Source organism: Ruegeria sp. CG4, from assembly GCF_056537185.1.
In genome coordinates this window covers 404,968-429,816 of sequence record NZ_JBQFRB010000001.1, presented here as the reverse complement: position 1 = coordinate 429,816, position 24,849 = coordinate 404,968, and the positions used below count along the sequence as shown (strand labels likewise).

The following is a 24,849-nucleotide window of genomic DNA, read 5'->3' as shown; positions in this document are numbered from 1 at the left end:
CTTACCCTCCGTATGTGATAGGATACACGAGCAGAAGAAGACCACCCGCGATCAATGCGAACCCCAGCGGTCGTGTGACCGCGTGACCGATCTGGGGTAGTTTTTCCAAAACCATGAACAGAGTCGCCAGACCCATCCACAACAGGCTCATGACACCGCCTACAAACCCCAGCGCCATGAAGCCCCAGCAACAGCCAACACAAAATGCGCCCAGCCCAAGCCCCATCCGCAGGCCACCCAGGAAACCGGTTTTCCAGTGGCCAAGAAAGTACGTCATCGGGGCGTGACACACACCATGACACACCTCTTTGGCGCGGCTGAACTGAAAAGCGCCCACAACGATCATAAGTCCAGCGGCGAAATAGCCGGGTTTGGCGATACCGAGCATGTCGACAATGCCGCCAAAAAGCAGCGAAAGCTGAACCGCGGCGATAAAGGCGGCAAATCCAACCCAAACCAGAAAATACCCAGCCAAAACGCCGACCCAACCGGCACGCGTACCATTGGCGCTGTGGATAAGATCATCGTAACTGCGCAGCGTCGGAACCAAAGTCGGCAGCATCATGGCCGCCATCATGATAGCCCACATCCAGAACAGCGGACCGAATTCCGCCATGGGCATATACATGTCCATGCGCGGGTCCATCACGCGCATCGCCTCGCCCATCGGACCCGGTCGCCCGATAAGATCGAGGTCCATGTCTCGGCTCATCGAGAACATCATCCACCACGCCCAGAGGATCGTGATGTAGAAACTCAGCCAAAGACCGCTGCGTAAAACTGCGCGACTCACTCGCTCCTCCCGACTCAGTCCTTGCATTTCAAATGTCAGACTTTTAAATGTCAGACAAATAAAAACTGAGTTTTGGCGTGTCGGACATGAAAGTTGATCCCAAAAAACCGGCAGACTTGTCGGCACAGATCGCTCAGGCCATTCGCGACGCCATTGTCTCGGGTGAGTTGATTGTCGACGCGCGCCTTCCGTCCGAGGCCGAGTTGTCGGAACAGTTTAAGGTCTCGCGGCCGACCGTGCGCGAGGCGCTCAAAAGGCTCGCCGCGCAATCTCTTATCCGAACCCAGCGTGGCGCTTCGGGTGGTGCTTTTGTCAACAAACTGAGCTTTGAGGACGCCTATTCACAGCAAGTCACCACCTCGACCCTGTTGCTGTCAATGAATGCTGTCAGTTTCGACATCGCCTGCGAAGCCCGTTACGCGCTCGAGCGGGCCTGCGCCGCCCTTTCGGCAGAGCGACACACCCCGGATCATCTGGCCACGATGCGGGCCGAAATCTATCGTCAGTCACAACCCGGGCTGACGGATGAAGCTTTTTGTGCCTCGGATGTTGCCTTTCATCGCGCTTTGGTCGACGCCGCAGGCAATCCGGTTTTGTCCTACCAGCTGGCGGGTGCGGTCGAAGCGATGCAGCCGCTGATGAACATGATCACCTTCTCCGCCCGGTCCCGGGAAGAGATCATTGCGCTGCACAACCGGATCGCCGATTCGATTGAGGCGCGGGATGCAGTGGCGGTGGACCGAACGCTCGTTGAACTGGAAACCTATACGAGGCAACTGGCCCATGACGTGGCTGAACGCCGACGCAACCCAGCCTGATTTCACATCAGATAAAGCTTGACGGAGGAGGCAGACGAAAACGACACTCGGGCAGGCAGCATGACAGCCGGCATGAAGACCGGATCTCTCAATGCAAATTGAATTACAATTACTTACGGGAGGACGTTATGAACCAAAGACCGGACCCAACCTTTTACCCATCCGCCAAGCTCGCGATGGAGGGCCCAACGGAAACTCTGGCCTTCACGCTGATGCTCAGCCCCGACTTTTCGCAACCGGATGGTCTGGCTGTCGTTAACGTCGATCCGACTTCGGCGGATTTCGGAAAAATCGTTCATCAGGTGATCATGCCCGAAAAGGGTGACGAGTTTCACCATTTCGGCTGGAACGCCTGCTCATCATCGCTGTCGCCGCTCAGCGGCCATGCATTTCTAGAACGCCGCTATCTTATTATTCCCGGCATACGGTCCAGCCGCATTTACATCATCGATGTCAAAAACCCGCTGGAAGCGAAGATTCACAAGATCATCGAACCCGAGGAAGTTTTTGCCAAGACGGGATATTCCCGGCCTCATACCATTCACTGCGGCCCCGAAGGCATCTACGTCAGCACATTGGGTGGCGGTGGCAAAGACGGCACAGACGGCCCGCCGGGTATCTTCATCATGGATTGCGAAAGCTTCGAGATCATAGGCCGATATGAAATCGAACGCGGGGTTCAGGACAAACACTATGACTTCTGGTGGAACCTGCCGCGTGATTACATGGTCAGTTCCGAATGGGCGCTGCCGCCGCAGTTTGAAAACGGGATCGTGGCCGAGGATCTGCTGTCGAACAAGTACGGCCACCGCATCCATTTCTGGAACCTGCGCAGCCGCACGAATATCCAAACCATCGATCTGGGCGAAAACCATCAGATGGCGTTGGAAATCCGCCCGGCGCATGATCCGGTCAAGCAACACGGCTTCTGTGGCGTTGTGGTGGATACCACTAATCTTCAAGGTGCCATCTTCACCTGGTGGCGCAATGACGACGGAACGTTCGAAGCCAAGAAGACCATCACAATCGATCCGCAACCCGCTGATCCCGATGATCTTCCCGATCTTCTCAAGGGGTTTTCGGCCGTTCCGCCTCTGGTCACGGATATCGATCTGAGTCTGGACGACAAGTACCTTTATGTTGCCTGTTGGGGCACCGGTGAGATGCATCAATACGATGTGTCGGACCCGATGAACCCGACCCTGGCCGGCAAGGTCGAGATCGGCGGGATCGTCAAAAAGACCAAGCATCCCAACGGGAATGACTTTGGTTACGGACCGCAGATGGTTGAGATCAGCCGGGATGGCAAACGCGTCTACTGGACCAACTCGCTGTACTCCACCTGGGATGATCAGTTCTATCCGGGCGAACGCGGCGCAGCCATGGTCAAGGCCGATGTCGGTGACAATGGCGGCCTGACACTGGACCCGAAGTTCTGGGTCGACTTCCCCAAGGGCTATCGCAGCCACCAGATCCGGCTAGAAGGCGGCGACTGTTCGACGGACAGTTTCTGCTATCCGTCCGTCTGACTTGGAGTTCCTGATGACATCAACGGCCGGCCTGTGGCTGGCCGTTGTGCTTAGCGGCGCATATCACGGCCTGAACCCCGGCATGGGCTGGCCGCTGGCCGTTTCAGCGGCATTGATGGAGCAGAAGCAATCGGCACTTTGGCGAGCGCTGACTGCCTTGGCTGGGGGGCACTTTCTGGCCATGCTCGGGGTCTTGCTGCCGTTCGCGCTGATGGCGGTTTTGGTGGATTACCAGCGCGAAATAAGGATCGGCGCGGCCCTGATCGTCATCACTATGGGCCTTTACATCGCGATTGTTCGTCGCCACCCCCGCGCCCTCTCCCGAGTTCCTCCAGGCAAGCTGGCGTTATGGTCATTTCTTGTCGCTCTGGCCCATGGCGCCGCGCTGATGCTGGTTCCAATCTATCTGGGACTTTGCAATCTGGATGAGCTGGACGCCGGGCATCGTGCGGTTTCCGAGATCATGACGACCAACAGTCTTCTGGTTCTGGCCGTTGCCGCGCTTCACACAGCCGCAATGGTTTTGGGCGGAGGCATTCTGGCCTATGCCGTCTATCGCTGGTTGGGTCTGCAATTCCTGTCACGCAGTTGGTTCAACCTCGAACTCATCTGGGCACTTAGCCTTATTCTTGTGGGGATACTGGGCCTGTGGTCGGCAATTTAGATTCTTTCCTTTGCGAACATGCGCATTACTCTCCCTTTCAACAAAAACGACATGAGAACGGAATGACCCCGACCCTGAATACGCTTGCCGCGATACTGACAATCGGCTTTGGCCTTTTCGGCTTTCTGGCTCCGGCCTGGACTGCGGCTTCACTGGATTTAGCCCCAACAAACAGCACCATGGGCCTGAGCGAGATGCGCGCTTCGGTTGGCGGATTGTTCGTAGTTACTGGCCTTGCTGTTTTGTGGTTCAATAGCCCAATGGCCTACACGATGCTTGGCGTGGTCTATGCCGGCGCGGCATTGGGCCGGTTCGTATCGATTGCACTGGACAACCCGCCACTGGCCAAGGCGATGGTTTTCGGCGGAATCGAACTGGCGTTGGCAATCTGGCTGATCCTGGCGAACATGAACAAATCAGTTTAATATTTTGAAAAGAAACAATTACATCTGTCAAATTATGGATTTGCATCCGATCGGAACGTCACCTATATATGAAGGGTCCTTCGGGACTATGGACATAAACGCGCTCGTAATAAGCGGATCGGACCCGGGGGCGGTACCCGGCGGCTCCACCAATATCCTTCGTTTGGGGAACATGGGGCCGAAACAGGATCGACGAACGTCTAAAGGAGTTAGCTTTGTCTCGGCTGTCTGCCACCGTTATCGGCGAAAATAGTACAATTGCAAACGACAATCGTGCTCCGGTTGCAGTTGCTGCGTAAGCAGTAGCAAGACCGAAACTTAAGTCCTTGCGCCTAGCAGCGTAAGGCGGGGTTCGCAGGTACCTGGCAACAGAAACCTGCATTTCAATGCAATTTGTCCGGTCAGAAACACTCTCTTGTTCAGGGATTGTTCATTCCTTTTTGCCATCGTCACTTCCATCAGAAGGGAGAGCGGCGATGTCACATTCCGAATTGCTCAGGCAGTGGTATTCAGAGGTTTGGGAAAACGGCAACACAGAAGCCATCGGACAGTTCTTTGCCCCCGACACGCTGGCCGAGGGGTTGATCCCGGAAATGCAGGTCGGCGCTGACGATTTCCGTGATCTGGTGACCGCATTCCGGCATATCCTTGGCGACATAAAAGTCGACCTGCCGAAGATAATCGAAGACGGCGATTGGGTTTCTGCCATTGTCCATCTACAGACGACACGCGCCGACAATGGCGCACCACTACAGGCAAGCGGCAGCGTCATCGCGCGTATCAAAGACGGGTACATGGTCGAAGCTTATAATCAGTTCGACTTTATTTCTTTTTTTGAACAGCTTGGACAGTTTCCCGAAGATACCCTGCCCGTCTGCATGACCGGACAACGACTGGACTGGGCCTGATCAAAACCTGCGACCTTGACCATGAAAGCCGATCCACGTTAGCAAAGGGTATGGGGTAACATTGCGAACGCCCCGTGAGGCGTCAGCCCAAGTTTCGCATGTATCCGAACGCGACAGGAGACATGCCATGGCTGCGCCAAATTCCATCACCTCCAAACAACTGCTGCGACTGATCGGAACACCGACAGCGCTGGTTTTGGTGGATATCTGCCTCGAGGAAGACTTTGCAGCGGATCCGGTCCTGATTCCCGGTTCAGTACGGCATTCCGCGTCAGACATGCAGGGCCTTATGGCGACGATCGATGGGCGCTCCAGTGTAATCATTTGCCAAAAAGGCAAAAAGCTGAGCCAGGGCGTAGTTTCGTGGCTGCGCAGCGAAGGACAACAGGCCGAGTTTCTGGAGGGCGGTATACAGGCTTGGCGCGATACGCCGGGGGCGCCAAGCGTCCCCTACTCCGCTATTCCGCCCCTGGTTGACAATCGGACGCTTTGGGTGACCCGACACAGGCCCAAAATAGACCGCATCGCATGCCCTTGGCTGATCCGGCGTTTTGTCGACCCCAATGCGCGTTTTCTGTTTGTCGCGCCGTCGGAAGTGAAGGAAGCGGCCAGAATATTCAATGCCACCCCATTTGATATTGAAAACACGGTCTGGGGCCATGACGGGGACAAATGCACCTTTGACACAATGCTGGACAAGTTCGACCTTCACATGCCCGCGCTTGACCGGATGGCGACTGTTGTCCGGGCGGCAGACACAGATCGTCACGGTCTCGCACCCGAGGCGGCCGGTCTGCTCGCTCTTTCCGTTGGCCTGTCCCGCCAATACCGGGATGATCATGAGAACCTGTTAGCTGGCCTTGCTCTGTATGATGCGCTGTACCGTTGGGCCCGGGACGGGTATGAAGAAGGCCATAATTGGCCCGGCGAGCAAAAATAATGACACCCGACTATTCCGAATTGATCCGGGTTTTCGGCCGGATAGGGCTGCTGTCGTTTGGTGGTCCCGCAGCACAGATTTCACTGATGCATCAGGAACTGGTCGAACGCAGACCATGGCTGGACGAACAAAGCTATCTGCGCGCTTTGTCCTTATGCATGTTGCTACCAGGACCCGAGGCGATGCAACTTGCAACTTATGCCGGCTGGCGCCTGCGCGGTGTGCCTGGCGGATTGATCGCGGGTGGCCTTTTCGTCATACCCGGCGCCATCATCATTGCGGTTCTGGTTGGTCTTTACGCCGCCTTCGGAGAACTTCCGGTTGTACAGGCCGGGTTTCTGGGCATCAAGGCGACTGTAATCGTCATCGTCCTGCAGGCTTTGCGAAACCTGTCGCGAAAAGCCCTTTCCGATGCCGAACATCGCATCCTTGCATTGTTGGGCTTTCTGGCAATTTTTGCACTTAACTTGCCGTTTCCACTTATCATATTTGCAGCCGCTCTCTGGGGCTTCGCGACCTTCAAAGGTCAGCACCCTTCGACACCCGCGCCAGCAGCCCCGACCATGTCCCGTCCGATCAGAACTGCGGTGATTTGGCTGACCCTCTGGCTTGGACCCTTGGCTGTTCTGACCCTGACGGGGCAGCAATTGCTCAGCGATCTGGGGTGGTTCTTTGCGCGCCTCGCGGTTGTCACATTTGGTGGTGCATATGCCGTTCTGGCATACATGACGCAAACAGTCGTCGACACATATCAATGGATCAGCACGGACCAGATGATCGATGCGCTTGGGTTGGCTGAAACGACGCCGGGCCCACTGATTTTGGTAACACAATTCGTGGCCATGTTGACGGGTCAGTTGTCAGGGGGCGCATCCATGGCTATAGCGGCGGGTGCCGTGGCCCTTTGGGCCACGTTTGTTCCCTGCTTTCTGTGGATTTTTCTGGCAGCGCCGTTCCTGGATCAACTGGCGGCCCGCCCGCGCCTGTCTGCGGCTCTGCACGGGATTACCGCTGCAGTTGTGGGGGTGATTCTCAACCTATCCTTGTGGTTTGCCCTCAATGTTCTATTTGAACAAGTTCCGGAAAAAACTCTGGGTCCTGTATCAATTCCCGTACCCGATATTTCGACTTTGGACGTCGCTGCATTGATTCTGACGCTAGCTGCCGGAGTGTTGATTTTCCGCCTAAAAATCGGGATGGTTCCGACTTTGGGTCTGATGGCCAGCGCCGGAATTTTACTGAACCTCCTATGAACAATCAGGTGTAACGCGGCCTTTCGTTTCCTTTGAAATCCCCTATGCTAGACGCTACCACTTTTGAGGATGACACATGTCGCAAGACATCGACTATGGAAACCTGATGCACACCGCCATGCGCGGTCTGATCAAAACGGTTTTGACCGGCGTTTCGGAACATGGACTGCCAGGTGCGCACCACTTTTTCATCACCTTCGATACCCGGCATGATGGTGTTGAACTGGCCGATTGGTTGCGCCAACGCTATCCGCAGGAAATGACGATCGTAATGCAGCATTGGTTCGAAAACCTTGAAGTGGGCGATGCGGGGTTTTCCATCACTTTGAATTTTGGTGATGCGCCTGAACCGCTTTATATTCCGTACACGGCCATCAAGACATTTGTTGATCCCTCAGTCGAATTCGGGCTGCGTTTCGAAAGTCCGGAAGACGAGGAAGAAACGGACGAAGATATCGAAGAAATCATCGAGGTCGAAGAACCGGATGAACCGCATGACGCGGATGTGGTTTCCTTGGATAGTTTCCGGAAATAGCCAAGCTTCCGCTTGAAACAGACCCCGCCTTGAGCGGGGTTATTCTTTTTTCAGAAACGTTTCCACCGAGCGGGATTTTACCCCATCGCGAAACCGCGAAAACGACAGGTTCAACCCGCCTTCGGCCAGTGTTCGGTCAAATTGCTGCAATTCGTACCCACCGGTTTCCGAGATAAATAGGGAAAACACCGTCAGCGTTTCACCATCAATACGCCCCCAGACAAATGGCTCTCCTTTCATGGGGTCCAGGGGAACCTCGTGCCCAAACACGTTGCGTTTCATCGCAGCAGAAAACACGTCTGGCCGGTCCGACGGTTGAAAGTCGATCGAGAATTTCTGTTCCTTGATCCGCCCGTCAGCCTTGTAGGTGGTCGTCGTCCAACTCACATTGAAGCCGTTGTCGGTTTCGTGAATTGAAACGCTCATGTCTCTGGGCGTCTCGCTCCCGTCCTCGTCCACGAGATTGGCTGACCCAGTATAATCACCCAAAAACGGCGCGATGCTGGACGCCTGCGCCGGATGGCTGGAAACAAGCACCCACGCAAAAGCACACATCAATATTGCGACAAGTGTCGGGGAAAATGTCGTGCGGAAAACGTGCATCAGATCCTCCATCGCAATAATGCTTATATTGTAGCTCAGCATGACGCGGGCACAATGGGACGGATGCGCCCGCCGACAACAAAATTGTCGCTGCTCTCTGCCTATACCTTTGTCACCCTTGAGTTTAAGGTGCGCGCAACTGGCCGATTGCGTTGCAACCCGCTTGGCGCTAAACGGCATACAATTGCATACACGACGGAGTGACAGATGTCTCAGACCCGCACCGAATCCGACAGTTTTGGCCCGTTGGAAGTGCCCGCTGACAAGTATTGGGGCGCTCAGACACAGCGTTCGATCATGAACTTCCCGATCGGGTGGGAAAAGCAGCCGGTGGCCATCGTTCGCGCGCTGGGTGTGATCAAAAAAGCTTGCGCGATGCAGAACAAAGCCACCGGTAAGCTGGATGCGAAAATTGCGGACGCGGTCATTCAGGCGGCCGGAGAAGTGATCGAGGGCAGGTTTGATGACAACTTCCCTCTGGTCGTTTGGCAAACCGGATCCGGCACCCAGTCGAACATGAACTCGAACGAGGTCATCGCGAACCGCGCCATCGAGATTCTGGGTGGCGTTATCGGTTCGAAAGAGCCCGTACATCCGAACGATCACTGCAACATGGGGCAGTCATCCAACGATACCTTCCCCACTGCGATGCACATCGCAACAGCAATGAGCGTTCGTGACGTCCTGCTGCCGGGTCTTGAAAAGCTGGCTTCCGGGCTCGAGCAGAAGGCCGAGGAATTCAAGGACATCATCAAGATCGGACGCACGCATACGCAGGATGCGACGCCCCTGACCCTGGGGCAGGAGTTTGGCGGGTACGCTCATCAGATTCGCCAGGGAATTTCCCGTGTGCATGCCGCAATGCCCGGCATTTATGAATTGGCGCAAGGTGGTACCGCTGTTGGTACCGGTCTGAACACACAGCACGGTTGGGACCAGGCGGTTGCCGCAAACATGGCCGAAATCACCGGCCTGCCCTTTGTCACGGCACCCAACAAGTTCGAAGCACTGGCCGCGCATGACGCGATGGTGTTCCTGTCGGGGGCTTTGGCCACGATTGCCGGTAGTTGCTACAAGATCGCCAACGACATCCGCTTTCTGGGCTCCGGTCCCCGGTCGGGGCTGGGCGAACTAATCCTGCCGGAAAACGAACCGGGTTCGTCGATCATGCCGGGCAAGGTAAACCCGACCCAGGCCGAGGCGCTGACGCAGGTGGCCGCCCATGTCATGGGTAACGACGCCGCAATCAAGTTCGCTGGCAGCCAGGGTCATTTCGAGTTGAACGTCTACAACCCGATGATGTCCTACAATCTGTTGCAATCCATTCAATTGCTCGGCGACGCCGCTGACAGCTTTACCGAACGGATGCTGCTGGGCATAAAGGCCAACGAGTCGCGCATCGAAAAGCTGATGACGGAATCGCTGATGCTGGTCACTGCGCTTGCGCCGACCATCGGTTATGACAATGCCACGACCGTTGCCAAGACTGCCCACAAGAACGGTACCACCCTCAAGGAAGAAGCCATCGCACTTGGCTTTGTGGATGAGGCCACTTTCGACGCAGTGGTGCGCCCTGAACAGATGATTGGCCCGAAAGACTGATGGGCAAGCCGGTAAATTTGAACCGGTACCGAAAACAGAAAGCGCGGGCTGAAAAGAAGGCCCGCGCAGATCAAAACGCTGTGGCTTTTGGACAAACCAAGGCCGAAAAAGAGGTTGTCAGGCTTCGACAAGACAAACAGAAGCGTGACCTCGACAATCACGAGCTGAAGGAATGAGTGGCCGCCCGGTCAAACGCTCGCTGACTCTTCAGGGACACCGCACTTCGGTTTCTTTGGAAGACGAATTCTGGCGCGCGTTCCGTGACATCGCACGGGAAAAAGATAAGCCGATCAATTCCTTGGCGGCGGAAATTGATGCGGCTCGCGATCCTGAAACAGGTTTGGCTTCCGCCATTCGAGTCTTTGTTCTGAACTGGTATCGCAACCGGGATTGAGGCTTGTAAAGGTCTGGCAGCCAAGTGTACCTTGATTTGGAACAAAATAGGTACAGACATGAGCAAAACGATCACCGGGCCTGACGGTCAACAGCGCTGCGCCTGGTGTCAGGCCGCGCCAGAGTTCTTTGAATATCATGATCAGGAATGGGGCTATCCGGTCTCAGACGACCAGCGTCTATTCGAGAAATTGTGCCTTGAGAGCTTTCAGTCGGGACTGAGTTGGCGAACCATCCTGTCAAAGCGCGAAAATTTTCGGGAAGCGTTTTGCGGCTTTGATTTCAACAGGATGGCAGAGTTTACTGAAGCAGATGTTGAACGCCTTTTGCAAAATGCGGGCATCATCCGGCACCGCGGCAAAATCGAGGCTGTCATCAACAACGCCCGCCGCGCACAGGAACTGATCAAGGTTGAGGGTTCTCTGGCCGCGTATGTCTGGCGGTATGAGGCTGAAACTCCCATACCGCCACAAACCGTCTCTACATCACCGGAATCGGTCGCAATGTCGAAAGACCTGAAGAAGCGCGGATGGAAGTTCGTGGGCCCCACCACCGTTTTCGCGTTCATGCAGGCTATGGGGTTGGTCAACGATCACGCCGAAGGCTGCATCATGCGTGAAAAAGCGGCGCAAATGCGCCGCGATTTCAAGAAGCCGAATTAGATACGAGTCAGACCGAAGCCTGATAGATCTTGTCGATATTGCCGCCCAGGGCCGCGTTGAAGTCGGCATCGGACTGCTGTTTTGAGAGACCTTCGGTCAGCGCGCGCGAGAAGGAAGCGATCATCTTTCCATTCTGGTTCAACAGGTCGCAGGCCTGTTTTGTGGAATAGCCGCCTGACAGGGCCACAACCCGCAGAACCCGCGGGTGATCTGCCACTTCGTCATACAGATTGGCCTCGCTTGGGATCGTCAGCTTCAGCATGACGTCCTGGCTCTCGGCCAACTGGTCCAGGTTCTTGAGGATCTCGGCTTTCAGGATGCTCTCAGCCTCGGCCTTGGTTTCCGATTGAATGTTCACCTCGGGTTCGACAATCGGAACCATGCCAGCGCTGATCACCTCGCGTGCGACGTCAAACTGTTGAGCCACAACAGCGGCAATACCTTCTGCGTTGGCCTCGTGAATGACCGAGCGTTCTTTTGTTCCAAAGACACCATCGGCCTTGGCCAGCGTTTCTGCCAGACCGGGGATCGGTTTCATCATCTGAACGCCGTTGGCCTGATCCTCCAGTCCCTTGTCGATTTTCAGAAATGGAACGATGCCCTTGGCCGACCACAGAAAATCGGCGACTTTGCGGCCTTCGATTTCCTCGTTCAGGGTGCGTTCGAACAGGATAGCGCCAATCACCTTAGCTTTGGTGAAGTCGTCTGCCAGAATGATGCGTGCGCGCATCTTCTGGATTTCTCCGAACATCTCTTCTTCCGAGGTGTAGTCCGAGGCTTCAACACCATAAAGCGCCAGCGCCTTGGGTGTAGAACCGCCGCTTTGATCCAGTGCCGCGATGAAACCTGCACCGTCGGACATTTGCGCGCGCTGTTCTGCTTTGGACATATCTGTTTCCCGTTCAATAATGATTCCGTGTTTTCCATCGCATACAACAAGGCGTTGACCGATGGTAGTTTGTTAGCGCTCAACCAGCCGCAGCCATATCCCGTCTTTCGAGCGAACCGTCAGATGCGCGACCGGAACAGGATCGCGTCCGGTCACTGGCTCAAACCGATAGTGCTTTATTAGCATCGACAGGATCAGCGGCCCTTCAATCATCGCAAACCCTGCCCCGGTACAAACCCGCGATCCGGCGGAGAAGGGAATGAAGGCGTTCCGCTGGCAGGTCTTGCCGTTTTCCGTCTCCCACCGCGCTGGATCAAAGGCATCCGGGTTTTCCCACAGGCGCTCATGACGGTGCAAATGCCACGGGCTGATAACAATTTGCGATCCCTGCGGGACATCCCGATCTCTGAAACGCTCGGGACAGGTGGCTTCTCGCACCATCATGGGCACGGGTGGATAAAGGCGCAGGGTCTCGCGAAACACACTGCGACTGAGCTTCAAGCCTGAAACGGCGGCAAATGAAGGATCGTCCAATGCCGTCGCCTCTGCCGCGACCTTATCCTGCCATTCCGGATACAGCGCCATCAGGTAAAGTGCCCAGGCCAGTGCCGAGGCGCTGGTTTCATGCCCGGCCAGAAAGAAGATGGCCACCTGGTCGATCATCTCCTGCGTCCCGAAACAACGCCCCGTTTCCGGGTCCGGCCTGGTCATGATCTTGGTTGCAAGGTCATCGGGTGCTTTCCCCAGGGCTATTGCCTCCGCCCGCTCGTCCGTGAGGTGCGCAATCAGGTTCCTGATTTCCCGCGCTGTCCTGCGGGTCTTGCGGGAATGAAACCGGGGCACCCAGCTAGGGACAGGTACAAAGGCCGCAAGGTTCAGCAGCGGTTGTTCCCGCTGATAGGTGCGAAACTTGTCAAACACCTGTGTCGCCACGGTGTGTTCGATCGGAACAGAGAACAAAGTACGAAAGATAACATCTGCGGCCGCGTGGCTGGTGATTTCTTCGCATTCGACGTCGCGGCCGCCGCGCGTTCGCAGTCGGTCAACACTGGCCTGCGCCGCTGCATACATGGCCGGAAACGTATCCTTCAACCGCCCCCCCTCAAACGCCGGATCAATGATGCGGCGTTGGCGTTTCCAGGTTTCGCCATTGGTCAGGAAAACGGAGTCGCCCAGCAGCGGGCGCAATCCCTCGCTGATCCGGCCTGATTTCGGAAAATCGTCGGGGCGTTGTTTCAGCACCAAATCAATGAGTTCAGGCTGATTGATCATGAAAGACCGGAAGAACGGCGTCCTGAACTCGGCCATCCAGGCCCGATACAAGCGTTGCGGTTGTGCCGAGAGGATATCCTGACGAAAGAGCTTCAGATAGCGCCACAAAGACACCTTGTCGGGACGAGAGACGGGTTTTGGTGGGGTCACGAGTGCACCGACGTGTAACCTGACACCGCCTCTTCGATCCGCGAACGCGATGGTGCCCGGTTGCGAAACCGTTCCCCCAATGTCAGTGGCCCGGCAGTGATACGGAAATAGTCATAATCGCCGGGCTCGTCGAAGGCGCAGAGATATTGAAAATGCAGTCGAAAAAACCGCCAGCGTAATGCCTTCCAACGGTCTGCTGAAAGGGTTTGCGTGAACGCAGCAGACAGAACCAAAGGCCAACGCTTATCAGATCCGGCGACGCCGCTGACGCACACAGGATCGCACAAGGCAAATGCGCAGCCGTCGCCTGGGGCCGAGACATCGATCCAAGTCAGGTCTGTCCTGGACGACATGAATTGTAGATCACTGCGCAACTGATGGGCATCGGGCAGAAAGGACACCATAGGGACCACCTGCCCCAATGTCAGAAAGGATAACACAGGTCCGTCTTCGGACACGGGTTCTGACCGCATTAGGTCGGCCAGAACCGATACGCCCAGATGCGCGCCCGAGCTGTGCCCGACCACCAGAACCTCGTCCACTTCTGTTTCCATAGCTTGCCCGATCAGTTCAACAAACTGGCGCATTCGAGATTGCATTTCCGGCGACACACCGCTCCATTCGCGCGAGGAGTAGGCGTAGTCATGCATCAGGTAATAGGCAAACAGCCGATTATCGATTTTTCGAAACCAGCGCAGCAATACAAGCGCCACCAAAAGCCCCGCTGCCAGACCGGGCCAACCCAGCAAGGTAAAACCAGCCCAGACCACGCCAAAAGCCGCCATCAATTGCGCCAGCAACATGCCCACCGGGTAAAGCGCTGCAATTACCGGGCCTTTGCGCAAGCGCATCAGGCGCCAAATTGCCCCCGTGGACAGGTAGATCCAGACCGTCCGCGCCAATTGAAGATAAGTCGCGGCTATCGAGGTATCCATGCTGTCGCGGACAATGTCTGACCAAACCAGAACTTCAAAATCGGTATCGACCGCAAGCCCGTCCTGACATGAGGAAACATGCCAGCCATATGGACCGTCATTCGTTCGGGCCGACAACGAAATGTCATAGCCGGAAATTTCGCCCTGTGCGCGCCCTTCCTTCCGATAAAGCTCGCGATATCGGCGCGGGTGAATGGGATCGTATCCCGGAATGTAGAACACCCGGCGCTTGCGCACCTGCGACTGGTTTTTCTGACTGCTCATGCTCGTACCTTCTGCGACGCAGGTTAGCGCAGCATTACGGCCAAGGTAAGATGGATCGGAAAATCAGCCCAGCGTCGCCAGCGCAGGAAAGGTTTCCAGCAGCCACCAACTGAATTCGGTGAAAAGGCCGGTTATCAACATGATACCGACAAACAGAAGAAGCCCGCCCATCGCCTTTTCAATCGTACCCATATAGGGCTTGATGCGGTTCATGACCGACATTGACCGGTTCAGGAACATAGCGGCCAGAAGGAACGGAATTCCAAGCCCTGCGGCGTATATACCCAGCAGGAATGTTCCCCGGGCCACCGAAGCCTCAGACGCGGCCAGCGACAGAATAGCCCCCAATTGCGGTCCGATACAGGGCGTCCAGCCGAATGCAAACGCAAGGCCTAGAATGTAGGCTCCGAACACGGACCCGCTGGAATCGCCGGTTTCCATGCGCGCCTCGCGGTCGAGGATCGGAATGCGGAATACGTTCAGAAAGTGAAGCCCGAACACGATGACAACCGCGCCAGACAACTTGGCGAACAGTACCTGATTGGTCAGAACAAAGGCGCCAAAAGCTGAAGCTGTGAAGCCCAACAGCAAAAACACCGTCGACAGGCCCATGACAAAAAACAGGGCCGCCAGCGTTGCCTTGCGGCGGGCTTTGGTTTCATCCTGCATCTCGTTGATGGTCACACCACTCATATACGCCAGATACGGCGGAACGATCGGCAAAACGCAGGGTGACAGAAAACTGATCAACCCGCCGATCATGGCGATGAACATGGCAGGCAAAAGCCCCGCGTCGATGATTTCAATTCCGAACATGAAACAGCACATAGGGTATGAAACCGGCGGCGTCACGAGGCCATTCGGTCACATCCTCGTGCTTGCGTGCTGGACACCGTGACAAAGTGGAAATATCTGAACGATATGTCTGAACCGACCGAAACCCTTGATGCCTTGGGGCTGTTGTGCCCGTTGCCCGTGCTCAAAGCGCGCAAACGTCTGAAATCCATGCCGGCGGGTGCTGTGTTGCGCATGTTGGCCGACGATCCCGCTGCAATTATCGATGTCCCCCATTTCTGTGCGGAAAGCGGGCACAGCCTGCTGTCGCAGGAGGAAATCGACGGACACCAGGTTTATCTGATCCGGAAATCGGCCTGAATTTGAACTCACGCCGTAAATGAAAAAGGCGGGCCTTGCGCCCGCCTCCCGTATTATTGGCCCAACGACCACCATCCGCGCCGCTTGGGCTTTGGTGGCTGGGCGGGTTCACGTTCTTTGACCACGGTTTCCAGAACAGGTTCCGGAGTTTCCTCGGCAGTCTGTACGGGCTCCTCAACAACGGGCTCAGAAACGTCTTGTGCTGCGACCGGTTCGGCTTTCGGCTCCTCCGGAACGACAGGTTCCTCTTGCGCCGTTTCGTCCACCTGCGGCTCTGAGGTTGCTTCTTCCGCGTCCGACTCAGGTTCAGCCGCAGCAGTCTCCACTTTTTCCTCAGATTCCTGCGGCTCGTCCGCGGTTTCTTCCGAAACCGGTTGATCAGCCAGAGCCTCGGGTGCCTCTACTGGTGCTTCTGCAGCAACCTCAGTCTCGGCGTCCTTTTTGCGGCGACGAGGTGCGCGACGTTTCTTGGGCTTGGGCTCCGGCTTTTCACTTTCATCCTCACCCTCGGACACACTTGCATCCTGGGTTTCGACATCAGCAGCCGCAACCTCAGTTGCCTCCGATGCTGCATCGCCGTCATCAGACGCTGCTTCTGGGGTGTCAGATGCGCCGTTGTTCTTCTTGCGGCGACGGCGGCGACGCTTGCGCTTTGGCTTGCTTTCGTCTTCCGCCTGTACCGTTTCTTCTTCCGGCTGATCCTCATCCGTCGCGTCAACCAGATCCATCAGTGACGCATCAACGGAAACGACAGGTGCGGTTGCCTCGGGAACGATCCGGCTGGCGGTCTTGAACTTCTCCAACGAGAAATCCGGGCTAACCAGATGCACATCGCCTTCAATGCGAACCGACAGCCCATAACGCGATTCAATCTGGGCGATATGTTCGCGTTTCTGGTTCATCAGGAAGTTAGCGATGCTGACCGGGCACCGAACCAGCACCTCGCGCGAGCGGCGGCGAGTGCCTTCTTCTTCAATCTGGCGCAGAATGGTCAGCGCCATGTTGTCGTCCGAGCGGATCAGTCCCGTACCATGGCAGGCCGGGCAGGGTTGCGTTGTTGCCTCCAGCATACCCGGCCGCAGCCGCTGACGGCTCATCTCCAACAGACCAAAGCCCGAGATCCGGCCAACCTGAATGCGGGCCCGATCTGTCTTCAGCTTCTCTTTCAGACGCTTTTCGACAGAGGCGTTGTTCTTCCGCTCGTCCATGTCGATGAAGTCGATCACGATCAAACCAGCCAAATCGCGCAGACGCAACTGGCGCGCCACCTCTTCGGCAGCTTCAAGGTTCGTCTTGAGAGCGGTTTCCTCGATCGAGCCTTCCTTGGTGGCGCGACCCGAGTTCACGTCAATCGCAACCAGTGCCTCGGTGACGCCAATGACGATGTAACCACCCGATTTCAGCTGCACGGTCGGGTTGAACATCCCCGCCAGGTAGCTTTCAACCTGGTAGCGCGCGAATAGCGGCAGCGCGTCTTCATACCGTCGCACGTTTTTGGCGTGTGACGGCATGATCATCTTCATGAAGTCCTTGGCGATGCGATATCCGCCCTCGCCTTCGACCAGAACCTCATCGATATCGCGATTATAGAGGTCGCGGATCGAGCGTTTGATCAGGTCGCCTTCTTCGTAAATCTTCGCAGGCGCGATGGACTGAAGTGTCAGTTCCCGGATCTGTTCCCACAGGCGCTGAAGGTATTCATAGTCGCGTTTGATTTCGGATTTGGTTCGCTTGGCTCCCGCGGTACGGATGATCAGCCCCGCACCCGTCGGCACGTCGATTTCCGCCGCGATTTCCTTCAGCTTCTTCCGGTCTGGCGCATTGGTGATCTTGCGGCTGATCCCGCCGCCACGGGCGGTGTTTGGCATCAGTACACAGTAGCGCCCAGCCAGAGACAGATACGTGGTCAGAGCGGCACCCTTGTTGCCCCGTTCTTCCTTGACGACCTGAACCAGCAGAACCTGGCGAACCTTGATGACTTCCTGGATCTTATACCGACGCGGGCGCGGTTTGCGCGGCGGGCGGATATCCTCGCTGTCATCTTCATCCGCCACGGACTCGATCGTTTCATCTTTGGTGGAGGCATCCAGCAAAGCTTCGGAATCATCCGCGTCCTCGGCGCCTGCCCTGTCGTCCTCGGCGTCGTCCTCGACCGCTTCTTCAAGCTCGGAAGCTACGGCGTCTGCCTCGCTGGCCACTTCTTCAGATGCAACGGCTTCCGATCCATCTTCCGGCTTGGCCTCAATTGATTCTTCCTGGTCTGCTGTGTCGACGGGTTCAGCCTCAGGTTCTTGCCCGGCATCCTCAGCCGCGCCTTCCGCCTCCTCGGGCGCGTCAGCATCGTCAACGGGTTCTTCAACCGGGGTTTCGCCAACAAGCTCAACCGGAGAGGTTCCTTCGGGAACGGCCAGATCAGCCGCCTCTTCACCTTCATCAAGATCGATCGTTTCCATGCCCGTGGGTTCGGACGAAACCTCGATGCTCTCGACGGCATCGTCGGATTTCACATCCGCCGCCTTGGTCCGCGAACGGGACCGGCGCTTTTTGGGCTTGGATTCTTCGGCTTCGTCCCGCGCCTTCATCGCTTCGGCGTAGGCGCGTTCCTCTTCCATCAGCGCTTCGCGGTCGGCGACAGGGATCTGATAGTAATCCGGGTGGATCTCGGAAAACGCCAGAAAACCGTGTCGGTTTCCGCCGTAGTCCACAAACGCCGCCTGAAGCGACGGTTCAACCCGTGTTACTTTTGCAAGATAGATGTTGCCGGCAAGCTGACGTTTGTTTTCGGATTCAAAATCGAATTCCTCGACCTTGTTTCCGTCGACCACCACGACGCGGGTTTCCTCCGCGTGGGTGGCATCGATAAGCATTTTCTTAGCCATTTGTCCTTGGTGCACCGCGCCAAACGCGTTGTCCTTACCTGTCCGGGGGGACAGGCGCTTTTGGGGTGGTGTCTTGTCAGGGCGATATCGGACGGCGCGCGGCAGGGTCTGGCGCTTTGGCCCCCTGCCCGGTCACTCAATCGTTGCGCGCGCGTCATCGCGGTTCTTCTCCGACAGGCGCGGTCGTCCGCTACCTGCCCATTTATTCCTTTCACCCGCCATTTCACGGGTTCAGGCGTTCAGATGCCCCTATTGGGGCACAATCGGTCTGCGTCGCCTGGCGGGAAGGTGCACCACCTTTTGCGGCGTCGCAGCGAAACTCAAAGATTCGGGACTTTAGGGCGCAAAAACTGCCCTGCCCGTCCGGACACAATAAAAGCAGTCCTGTGGAAAAGACAATGGGCAAACTGCATCTGACCGCACGGACACATCCGACGCCCGGCTTAATCTGTTCAAAAATGCTTCAAGAGGGGGCTGGCCCCCTCTGAAATACTTCACAGATAGTCAGAACGTTGCAGGCCGTATTTGGCCATCTTTTCATTCAGTGTCCGACGCGGCAGGCACAATTCGTCCATAACAGACGCAATCGAACCTTTGTGGCGACGCATGGTATTGTCGATCAGCATCCGTTCAAACGCCTCGACATACTCTTTCAGCGGCTTGCCCTCGGTCGTCATCACTGGTTGCATCTCTTCATGATCAGACATCAGCAAAGACGCAATGGTGCCGGACCCACGCCGAGATTGCAAAACCGCGCGCTCGGCAATGTTGATCAGTTGACGCACATTTCCGGGCCATGGGGCTTGCAATAGCTGCGCCGCCTCTTGCGCGCTGACCTGCGGCGCATCACAGCCATATTCTTCGGCGAATTGCTCACTGAGACGTGTGAACAACGTCAGAATGTCCTCGCCCCGCTGGCGCAAAGGCGGCATGGTGATCCGCAAAGCCGCAAGACGATAGAACAGGTCGGGACGCAGCACATCCTCGCTTGTCTTGCCGGCTTCCTGCAGGTTCGAGATCGCGACAATCCGCGTTTCGGCCGGAGTACCCTGATCGTTCATGACACTCAGCAGACGTGCCTGCAGCGTGTCGCTCAACGCCTCGACATCCTCCAGAACAAGCGTGCCGCCGCGCGCTTCTTCGATGGCGGGCAATTGTGCGTCTTCCGGCATCATTGGGCCAAACAAACGCTTGGACAGCGCCTCTTCCTCAAGCGCGGCACAGGACACTAAAACGAATTTCTTGCCCGCGCGGCTGCCCACTGCGTGCAGGGCATGCGCCACCAGCGTTTTGCCCGTGCCGGTCTCACCATCGATCAGAACGTGACCATCAGCCTGACCCAGATCGAGGATATCCTCGCGCAAGCGCTCCATCACCGGGCTGGCACCGATCAGCTTATTCATGATCTGCGTACCACCTGACAACTCGCGCCGCAGCGCGCGGTTATCCAAGGTCAAACGACGCGCATTGCTGGCGCGTTTTGCCAGTTCGGACATACGATCCGGATTGAACGGCTTTTCAAGGAAGTCGAACGCCCCGACCCGCATAGCCTCGACCGCCATCGGCACATCGCCGTGGCCCGTGATCATGATGACGGGCAACGTGCTGTCGGCCCCCATCAGCTTTTTCAGCAACTGAATGCCGTCCATTCCCGGCATCTTGATATCCGAAATGACGATACCGGGGTAATCCGGACCAAGAACCTTGAGCGCGTCTTCGGCGCTGGAAAAGGTCTCGGTGTCATATCCTGACAACGCCAGCCATTGGCTGATCGACTGGCGCATGTCCTGTTCGTCGTCCACAATGGCGATTTTCATGGCCTGTGCCATAGTCATTCCTCGTTATTCAGCGGCCTCAAGGCCGTCGCTTCCAAGTATCGGCAGCTGCATCTCGAAAACTGCACCACCGTGCTGTCCGTTGCGTGCGGTCAGCCGTCCGCCATGGTCGTTCACGATCCCCGACGAGATGGCAAGCCCCAGTCCAACACCGTCACCCGGCTGCTTGGTGGTGTAGAACGGTTCAAACAGGTTCTCGATATCTTCTATACCATACCCGTTGTCGCGCACCGTCAGTACCGCAGTATCGCCCGCCGCAAGGATAATTTCCACATCCGGGTCTGCCACCGATTTGGTGGCGTCCAGCGCGTTCCGCAAGAGGTTGACCATCACCTGTTCAATTCGCATCCGGTCACCCATCACGACCACTGGCTCCTCGGGAAGAATTTGTGTGATCTTCACCTGCCGCTGGCGCAGTTGCGGCTCCATCATCGACAGGGACGAGGCCAGCGCTTCTCCAAGATTTACAGGGGAAAACGCGTCCGCTCCCTTGCGTGCATATGACTTGAGCTGCCGCGTGATCGCCCCCATCCGTTCGATCAATCCGTCAATGCGGCCAAAGCTTGCAAGCGCTTCTTCCGGGCGGTTGCGGCGCAACAAAAGACGCGCGCCGGCCAGATAGGTTTTCATGGCGGCCAGCGGCTGGTTCAACTCGTGACTGACGGCGGCCGACATCTCACCCAAAGCGGCAAGTTTCGAGCTTTGGGCCAGCGTTTGTTCGGCCACTTCCAGTGTCTTTTCAACCCGTTCCCGCTCAGCGATTTCCCGCTGCAACCTTGCGTTCAATGCGCGAAGCTCTGCCGACTCGCGCTGGATCGATACCATCCGAACGGCCGCGCGTCGGCTTAGTGCATAGAAGGCCAACGCCAGAAGAATCGCAAAGCCCATGATCTCCAGGGCCAAAACACTGTTCACCTTCTCCCGGATCGAGGAATAAGTCGTGAAGGACGTCATCTGCCAGCCACGGAACGGAATTCGGGTCTCCATCCGCATCACAGCCTCACCTTGCAGATAGGCATCGGGCGGAAGGACCGTCCAGTCAGTGGTCGCGCGTATAGCACGCTGAATCGCGCCCTGCGGAGGCTGGCGCAGCATTGCGGCCTTTTCGTCCAGTCCCCGCCATTGCGGTTCGGTTGAAAGAATGATGGTGCCGGTGCTGTCCACGACCATGACAGCATCGGAGATCCCGGCCCAGGCGCGTTCAAATTTTTGCAGGTCGACCTCGACAACGATCACGCCCAGGGTCTCGGTTCCGGCTTCCATGCGACGGGAGTAAACAAAGCTGTAGCCGCCCGATTCCCGTTCGATCACGGTAAAGATCGTCGAGTTCGATCGCGCCGCATCGACAAAATACGGCGAGTTTCGATGCAACTCACCCAGACGGTTGCGGTCCGTGGCGGCGACCGAGCGACCATCACGGTCCAGCAGCATCAGCGAGGCCGCGCCGATCTCTTCAACGAAGGAAATCAGGCGTTGGGTCGAAAGGGAAAAATCGCCCGACTGCAATGCAGCGATCAATGTCGGGTCGCGCGCCAGCAACTGCGGAACGATCGAATTTCTGCGCAGCTCGCTCAGCAGGTTTCCGGAATACAGGGTCAACCGCAACTCAGCCCGGTTGCGGGTGGATTCGGTAAACCTGTCTGTCAGTAAACGGTTCGTGACCCACACGGTGGCTGCGGCGGCCACCAGCAAAACGATAACCGCAACCCGCAACCGCCATCCAAGCGGCGCGCCGCGAAGCGGTTTTGCGATTTTGGGCATGTTCGTGGGCGCGTCGGAGCTCATACGTGAAATTTACGCGTCCGGCGTTGCGACCTCAAGTCACGCTGGTGCCAAAACCCCGGACAATGCGCGGAACAACGCCGTTCCGTCGGTGCCGCCGTGCCCTTCGTCCGCTGCCCGCTCGGGATGGGGCATCATTCCGAGAACGCGACGGTTTTCCGAAAGAATGCCCGCAATATCGCCGACCGACCCGTTCGGGTTCTCGGCATAGGTGAACGCAATGCGGTCATGCTCTCGCAGCGCCGACAATGTTGCGTCATCAGCGAAGTAATTTCCATCGTGATGAGCAATCGGAATTCCGATCACATCCCCCGAATTGTAGCCTTGCGTAAACGCGCTGTCGCTGGTTTCGACCTTCAAGCCGACTGTGCGGCAGATATATTTCAACCCGGCATTGCGCAGAAGCGCCCCGGGCAGAATGCCGGTTTCGGTCAGAATCTGGAATCCATTGCACACACCAATGGCGTAACCACCACGCTTGGTGTGGTTGACAACGGCCTTGCAGATCGGCGACTGGGCAGCAATTGCGCCGCAACGCAGGTAGTCGCCGTAAGAAAATCCGCCGGGCACACCGACAATGTCGACACCCTCGGGCAATGTGGCATCCTTATGCCAGACCATCTCGACCTGGAAACCCGCCTGTTCAAAAGCAACTGCAAGGTCCCGATCGCAATTGGATCCGGGGAATACGATTACGGCTGCGCGCATGGCCGACCCTCCTTGATCAGATCCGAGAAAGCTCAGACCAGTTCGATTTCGTAGCGTTCGATGACCGTGTTAGCCAACAGCTTTTCGCACATCTCGGTGATGTCCGCCTCGGTCGCGCCGTCTGCAAGTTCCAGATCGATCACCTTGCCCTGACGCACGCCCTGGACCTGATCAAAGCCCATGGCACCCAATGCATGACGCACCGCTTCGCCCTGAGGGTCCAGAACCCCGTTCTTGAGCATGACATGCACCCGTGCTTTCATTTTCGAAACTCCACCTGTGGGGCGAAGGTCCAGGCCCCATTTCGTTGCGCGGGGGATAGCGCGGTTGTGGGCGCTGGACAACCCTTCTTGGCGGCTACGGGGTATGCAGTTTGACGCAGAGGCATCTGTCGCCTTTTGAAAGAACCACAGACATGCTCCAACACGCCGGATTGGCAAATGCAGAACTGAACAAAGAAAAAGCGCCCCCTCAACCGAGGCAGCGCTTTGTTCCAAATCGAACAGACCTGTTAGGTCAGTTGATCAATGTCGGCTTGGTCACGTTACTTTTGGGCAGAACGCCCAAGCGCCGGGCGACCTCGGAGTAGGCGTCGGTCAAATTGCCCAGATCGCGCCGGAACACGTCTTTGTCGAGCTTTTGTCCGGTTTCGATGTCCCACAGTCGGCAGCTATCCGGGCTGATTTCATCCGCCACGAGCAAACGCTGAAAATCACCTTCGAAGACGCGGCCTATCTCGATCTTGAAGTCGATCAGGCGGATACCCACAGCCAGCATCACACCGCTCATGAAATCGTTCACGCGCAGCGCCAGGCTAAGGATATCTTCCATATCCTGCTGGCTGGCCCAGCCAAAGGCCGCAATGTGTTCTTCCGAAACCAGCGGATCGCCGAGCGAGTCATCCTTGTAGCAGTACTCGATGATCGGACGCGGCAACTGTGTTCCTTCAGCGATGCCCAGACGCTTGGACAGCGAGCCTGCGGCATAGTTGCGAACGATCACTTCCAACGGCACAATCTCGCAGCTGCGCACCAGCTGCTCACGCATGTTCAGACGGCGAATGAAATGGTTCGGCACGCCAATCTGGGTCAGGCCGGTCATGAAAAACTCGCTCAGACGGTTGTTCAACACGCCTTTTCCGTCAATGACGTCTTTCTTTTCGGCGTTGAAAGCCGTGGCGTCATCCTTGAAATACTGAACGATTGTGCCCGGTTCCGGGCCTTCATACAGGATCTTGGCCTTGCCTTCATAGATTTTCTTGCGACGCGCCATGTGCGACCTTTCCAGTCTGCTGAGCGGGAATGAGTCCCCTCACGTTGGCGTTCTCATAGTCCAAGCCCCCCTTTCTCGCAAGTTCGTCAACCCGAGAGGCTTTGACGCAGCGCAAATCCCTTGCGTCCACAACGTGCAATAGTCATATCATGAAGACAGAATTCGAAACTCAAGGGGTCCCCGACAAATGACCACATTTGACGAACGTGAAGCCGCGTTTGAAAACAAATTCGCGCATGATGAAAAAATGCAGTTCATCGCCAGAATGCGCCGGAACCGCTTTATGGCCGTTTGGGCATCCACGCTTAAGGGTGAGACGGTAGAACAAGCCCGCAAATACGGTCAGGAACTGGTGCACACAGATCTTCAGAACGTAAGCGAAGACGACGTTGTCGACGCCGTCAAAGGATATCTGGGCGACCTTGCCGACGAAAAGACCATCCGCGTAAAGATGGCTGAGTTGTTGGTCGAAGCCAAAGAGCAGGTCATGGCGGAAGTAAACATCTGACCTCCAAGATACAAAGCTCATGATCTTCATGAGTTTTATGAATTTGATTTGACGCCCCGGTCGTGAGACACGGGG

The 24,849-nt window shown here is 56.6% G+C and carries 26 protein-coding genes and 1 other RNA gene; 15 read left to right on the top strand and 12 right to left on the bottom strand.

Features of this window, described 5'->3' with window-relative positions; all coding sequences use genetic code 11:
- Nucleotide 1: 1 nt before the first annotated feature.
- Nucleotides 2-820 carry a DUF2182 domain-containing protein gene (locus ACR0J2_RS02100; protein ID WP_480811527.1) on the bottom strand — a complete coding sequence of 273 codons (819 nt, stop codon included), beginning with the start codon at nucleotides 818-820 and terminating at the stop codon, nucleotides 2-4.
- Nucleotides 821-879: 59 nt separating this feature from the next.
- Here ACR0J2_RS02100 and ACR0J2_RS02095 point away from each other — a divergent pair, with 59 nt between their 5' ends.
- The 9 genes from ACR0J2_RS02095 (at nucleotide 880) to ACR0J2_RS02055 (ending at nucleotide 7,865) form a co-directional block, all read left to right on the top strand.
- A complete protein-coding gene (locus tag ACR0J2_RS02095) occupies nucleotides 880-1,611 on the top strand; it encodes a FadR/GntR family transcriptional regulator (protein WP_170806306.1) in 732 nt (243 codons plus the stop codon).
- Between the two features lie 128 nt (nucleotides 1,612-1,739).
- Nucleotides 1,740-3,140: a selenium-binding protein SBP56-related protein gene (locus tag ACR0J2_RS02090; RefSeq protein WP_480811526.1), complete on the top strand. Its 1,401-nt coding sequence runs from the start codon at nucleotides 1,740-1,742 to the stop codon at nucleotides 3,138-3,140.
- Between the two features lie 13 nt (nucleotides 3,141-3,153).
- Nucleotides 3,154-3,804, top strand: coding sequence for a hypothetical protein (locus tag ACR0J2_RS02085; protein ID WP_480811525.1), 651 nt, complete (start codon nucleotides 3,154-3,156; stop codon nucleotides 3,802-3,804).
- Nucleotides 3,805-3,866: 62 nt separating this feature from the next.
- Entirely contained in the window at nucleotides 3,867-4,229 is a 363-nt protein-coding gene (locus ACR0J2_RS02080) for a DUF4345 family protein (protein ID WP_170806303.1), read from the top strand.
- A 36-nt stretch (nucleotides 4,230-4,265) separates the two neighbouring features.
- Nucleotides 4,266-4,612, top strand: a transfer-messenger RNA (tmRNA) gene (gene ssrA / locus ACR0J2_RS02075).
- Between the two features lie 93 nt (nucleotides 4,613-4,705).
- The gene (locus ACR0J2_RS02070) at nucleotides 4,706-5,137 is read left to right on the top strand and encodes an ester cyclase (RefSeq protein WP_170615095.1); all 432 of its coding nucleotides are present in this window, start codon (nucleotides 4,706-4,708) and stop codon (nucleotides 5,135-5,137) included.
- A 127-nt stretch (nucleotides 5,138-5,264) separates the two neighbouring features.
- Complete coding sequence (locus tag ACR0J2_RS02065) at nucleotides 5,265-6,077, top strand: chromate resistance protein ChrB domain-containing protein (RefSeq protein WP_480811524.1); 813 nt, start codon at nucleotides 5,265-5,267, stop codon at nucleotides 6,075-6,077.
- Nucleotides 6,077-7,330 carry a chromate efflux transporter gene (gene chrA / locus ACR0J2_RS02060; protein WP_480811523.1) on the top strand — a complete coding sequence of 418 codons (1,254 nt, stop codon included), beginning with the start codon at nucleotides 6,077-6,079 and terminating at the stop codon, nucleotides 7,328-7,330. Before ACR0J2_RS02065 ends, chrA begins: the two co-directional genes overlap by 1 nt.
- A 76-nt stretch (nucleotides 7,331-7,406) precedes the next feature.
- Entirely contained in the window at nucleotides 7,407-7,865 is a 459-nt protein-coding gene (locus tag ACR0J2_RS02055) for an SspB family protein (RefSeq protein ID WP_321253078.1), read from the top strand.
- A gap of 39 nt (nucleotides 7,866-7,904) precedes the next feature.
- Here ACR0J2_RS02055 and ACR0J2_RS02050 read toward each other — a convergent pair whose 3' ends face one another.
- Complete coding sequence (locus ACR0J2_RS02050; RefSeq protein ID WP_480440515.1) at nucleotides 7,905-8,420, bottom strand: hypothetical protein; 516 nt, start codon at nucleotides 8,418-8,420, stop codon at nucleotides 7,905-7,907.
- Nucleotides 8,421-8,675: 255 nt separating this feature from the next.
- Here ACR0J2_RS02050 and fumC point away from each other — a divergent pair, with 255 nt between their 5' ends.
- The 4 genes from fumC to ACR0J2_RS02030 are packed head-to-tail and all read left to right on the top strand — an operon-like array spanning nucleotide 8,676 to nucleotide 11,125.
- Nucleotides 8,676-10,070: a class II fumarate hydratase gene (fumC, locus tag ACR0J2_RS02045; protein ID WP_170615100.1), complete on the top strand. Its 1,395-nt coding sequence runs from the start codon at nucleotides 8,676-8,678 to the stop codon at nucleotides 10,068-10,070.
- Nucleotides 10,070-10,246, top strand: a complete 177-nt coding sequence (locus ACR0J2_RS02040) for a DUF4169 family protein (RefSeq protein WP_170615101.1) — start codon at nucleotides 10,070-10,072, stop codon at nucleotides 10,244-10,246. The genes fumC and ACR0J2_RS02040 overlap by 1 nt, the downstream gene beginning before the upstream one ends.
- Nucleotides 10,243-10,464 (top strand): ribbon-helix-helix domain-containing protein, encoded by a 222-nt coding sequence (locus tag ACR0J2_RS02035; RefSeq protein WP_170676993.1) that lies wholly within the window; start codon nucleotides 10,243-10,245, stop codon nucleotides 10,462-10,464. Before ACR0J2_RS02040 ends, ACR0J2_RS02035 begins: the two co-directional genes overlap by 4 nt.
- A gap of 58 nt (nucleotides 10,465-10,522) precedes the next feature.
- Nucleotides 10,523-11,125 carry a DNA-3-methyladenine glycosylase I gene (locus tag ACR0J2_RS02030; RefSeq protein WP_480489804.1) on the top strand — a complete coding sequence of 201 codons (603 nt, stop codon included), beginning with the start codon at nucleotides 10,523-10,525 and terminating at the stop codon, nucleotides 11,123-11,125.
- A 7-nt stretch (nucleotides 11,126-11,132) separates the two neighbouring features.
- On the opposite strand, the gene ACR0J2_RS02025 is transcribed toward ACR0J2_RS02030, so the two are convergent.
- The 4 genes from ACR0J2_RS02025 to ACR0J2_RS02010 form a co-directional block, all read right to left on the bottom strand.
- Complete coding sequence (locus tag ACR0J2_RS02025; protein ID WP_480811522.1) at nucleotides 11,133-12,014, bottom strand: fructose bisphosphate aldolase; 882 nt, start codon at nucleotides 12,012-12,014, stop codon at nucleotides 11,133-11,135.
- A 72-nt stretch (nucleotides 12,015-12,086) separates the two neighbouring features.
- Nucleotides 12,087-13,436 carry a cytochrome P450 gene (locus ACR0J2_RS02020; RefSeq protein WP_480811521.1) on the bottom strand — a complete coding sequence of 450 codons (1,350 nt, stop codon included), beginning with the start codon at nucleotides 13,434-13,436 and terminating at the stop codon, nucleotides 12,087-12,089.
- Complete coding sequence (locus ACR0J2_RS02015) at nucleotides 13,433-14,635, bottom strand: hypothetical protein (RefSeq protein WP_480811520.1); 1,203 nt, start codon at nucleotides 14,633-14,635, stop codon at nucleotides 13,433-13,435. Before ACR0J2_RS02015 ends, ACR0J2_RS02020 begins: the two co-directional genes overlap by 4 nt.
- 63 nt (nucleotides 14,636-14,698) lie before the next feature.
- Nucleotides 14,699-15,451 carry a cytochrome c biogenesis CcdA family protein gene (locus ACR0J2_RS02010; protein ID WP_170615107.1) on the bottom strand — a complete coding sequence of 251 codons (753 nt, stop codon included), beginning with the start codon at nucleotides 15,449-15,451 and terminating at the stop codon, nucleotides 14,699-14,701.
- Between the two features lie 105 nt (nucleotides 15,452-15,556).
- Here ACR0J2_RS02010 and ACR0J2_RS02005 point away from each other — a divergent pair, with 105 nt between their 5' ends.
- The gene (locus ACR0J2_RS02005) at nucleotides 15,557-15,790 is read left to right on the top strand and encodes a sulfurtransferase TusA family protein (RefSeq protein ID WP_170676984.1); all 234 of its coding nucleotides are present in this window, start codon (nucleotides 15,557-15,559) and stop codon (nucleotides 15,788-15,790) included.
- 53 nt (nucleotides 15,791-15,843) lie between these two features.
- On the opposite strand, the gene ACR0J2_RS02000 is transcribed toward ACR0J2_RS02005, so the two are convergent.
- The 6 genes from ACR0J2_RS02000 to purC form a co-directional block, all read right to left on the bottom strand.
- Nucleotides 15,844-18,669 carry an Rne/Rng family ribonuclease gene (locus tag ACR0J2_RS02000; protein WP_480811519.1) on the bottom strand — a complete coding sequence of 942 codons (2,826 nt, stop codon included), beginning with the start codon at nucleotides 18,667-18,669 and terminating at the stop codon, nucleotides 15,844-15,846.
- 494 nt (nucleotides 18,670-19,163) lie between these two features.
- Nucleotides 19,164-20,498, bottom strand: a complete 1,335-nt coding sequence (locus ACR0J2_RS01995; protein WP_170616909.1) for a sigma-54-dependent transcriptional regulator — start codon at nucleotides 20,496-20,498, stop codon at nucleotides 19,164-19,166.
- A gap of 12 nt (nucleotides 20,499-20,510) precedes the next feature.
- Nucleotides 20,511-22,265: an ATP-binding protein gene (locus ACR0J2_RS01990; RefSeq protein WP_170616907.1), complete on the bottom strand. Its 1,755-nt coding sequence runs from the start codon at nucleotides 22,263-22,265 to the stop codon at nucleotides 20,511-20,513.
- Between the two features lie 60 nt (nucleotides 22,266-22,325).
- On the bottom strand, nucleotides 22,326-22,994 hold the full coding sequence (gene purQ, locus ACR0J2_RS01985) for a phosphoribosylformylglycinamidine synthase subunit PurQ (protein WP_170616905.1): 669 nt from the start codon (nucleotides 22,992-22,994) through the stop codon (nucleotides 22,326-22,328).
- A gap of 32 nt (nucleotides 22,995-23,026) precedes the next feature.
- Nucleotides 23,027-23,257: a phosphoribosylformylglycinamidine synthase subunit PurS gene (gene purS / locus ACR0J2_RS01980; RefSeq protein ID WP_170616903.1), complete on the bottom strand. Its 231-nt coding sequence runs from the start codon at nucleotides 23,255-23,257 to the stop codon at nucleotides 23,027-23,029.
- Nucleotides 23,258-23,510: 253 nt separating this feature from the next.
- Nucleotides 23,511-24,266: a phosphoribosylaminoimidazolesuccinocarboxamide synthase gene (gene purC / locus ACR0J2_RS01975; protein ID WP_170616901.1), complete on the bottom strand. Its 756-nt coding sequence runs from the start codon at nucleotides 24,264-24,266 to the stop codon at nucleotides 23,511-23,513.
- 187 nt (nucleotides 24,267-24,453) lie between these two features.
- On the opposite strand from purC, the gene ACR0J2_RS01970 reads away from it, so the two are divergent.
- Complete coding sequence (locus ACR0J2_RS01970) at nucleotides 24,454-24,774, top strand: DUF1476 domain-containing protein (protein ID WP_170616899.1); 321 nt, start codon at nucleotides 24,454-24,456, stop codon at nucleotides 24,772-24,774.
- Nucleotides 24,775-24,849 lie beyond the last annotated feature (75 nt).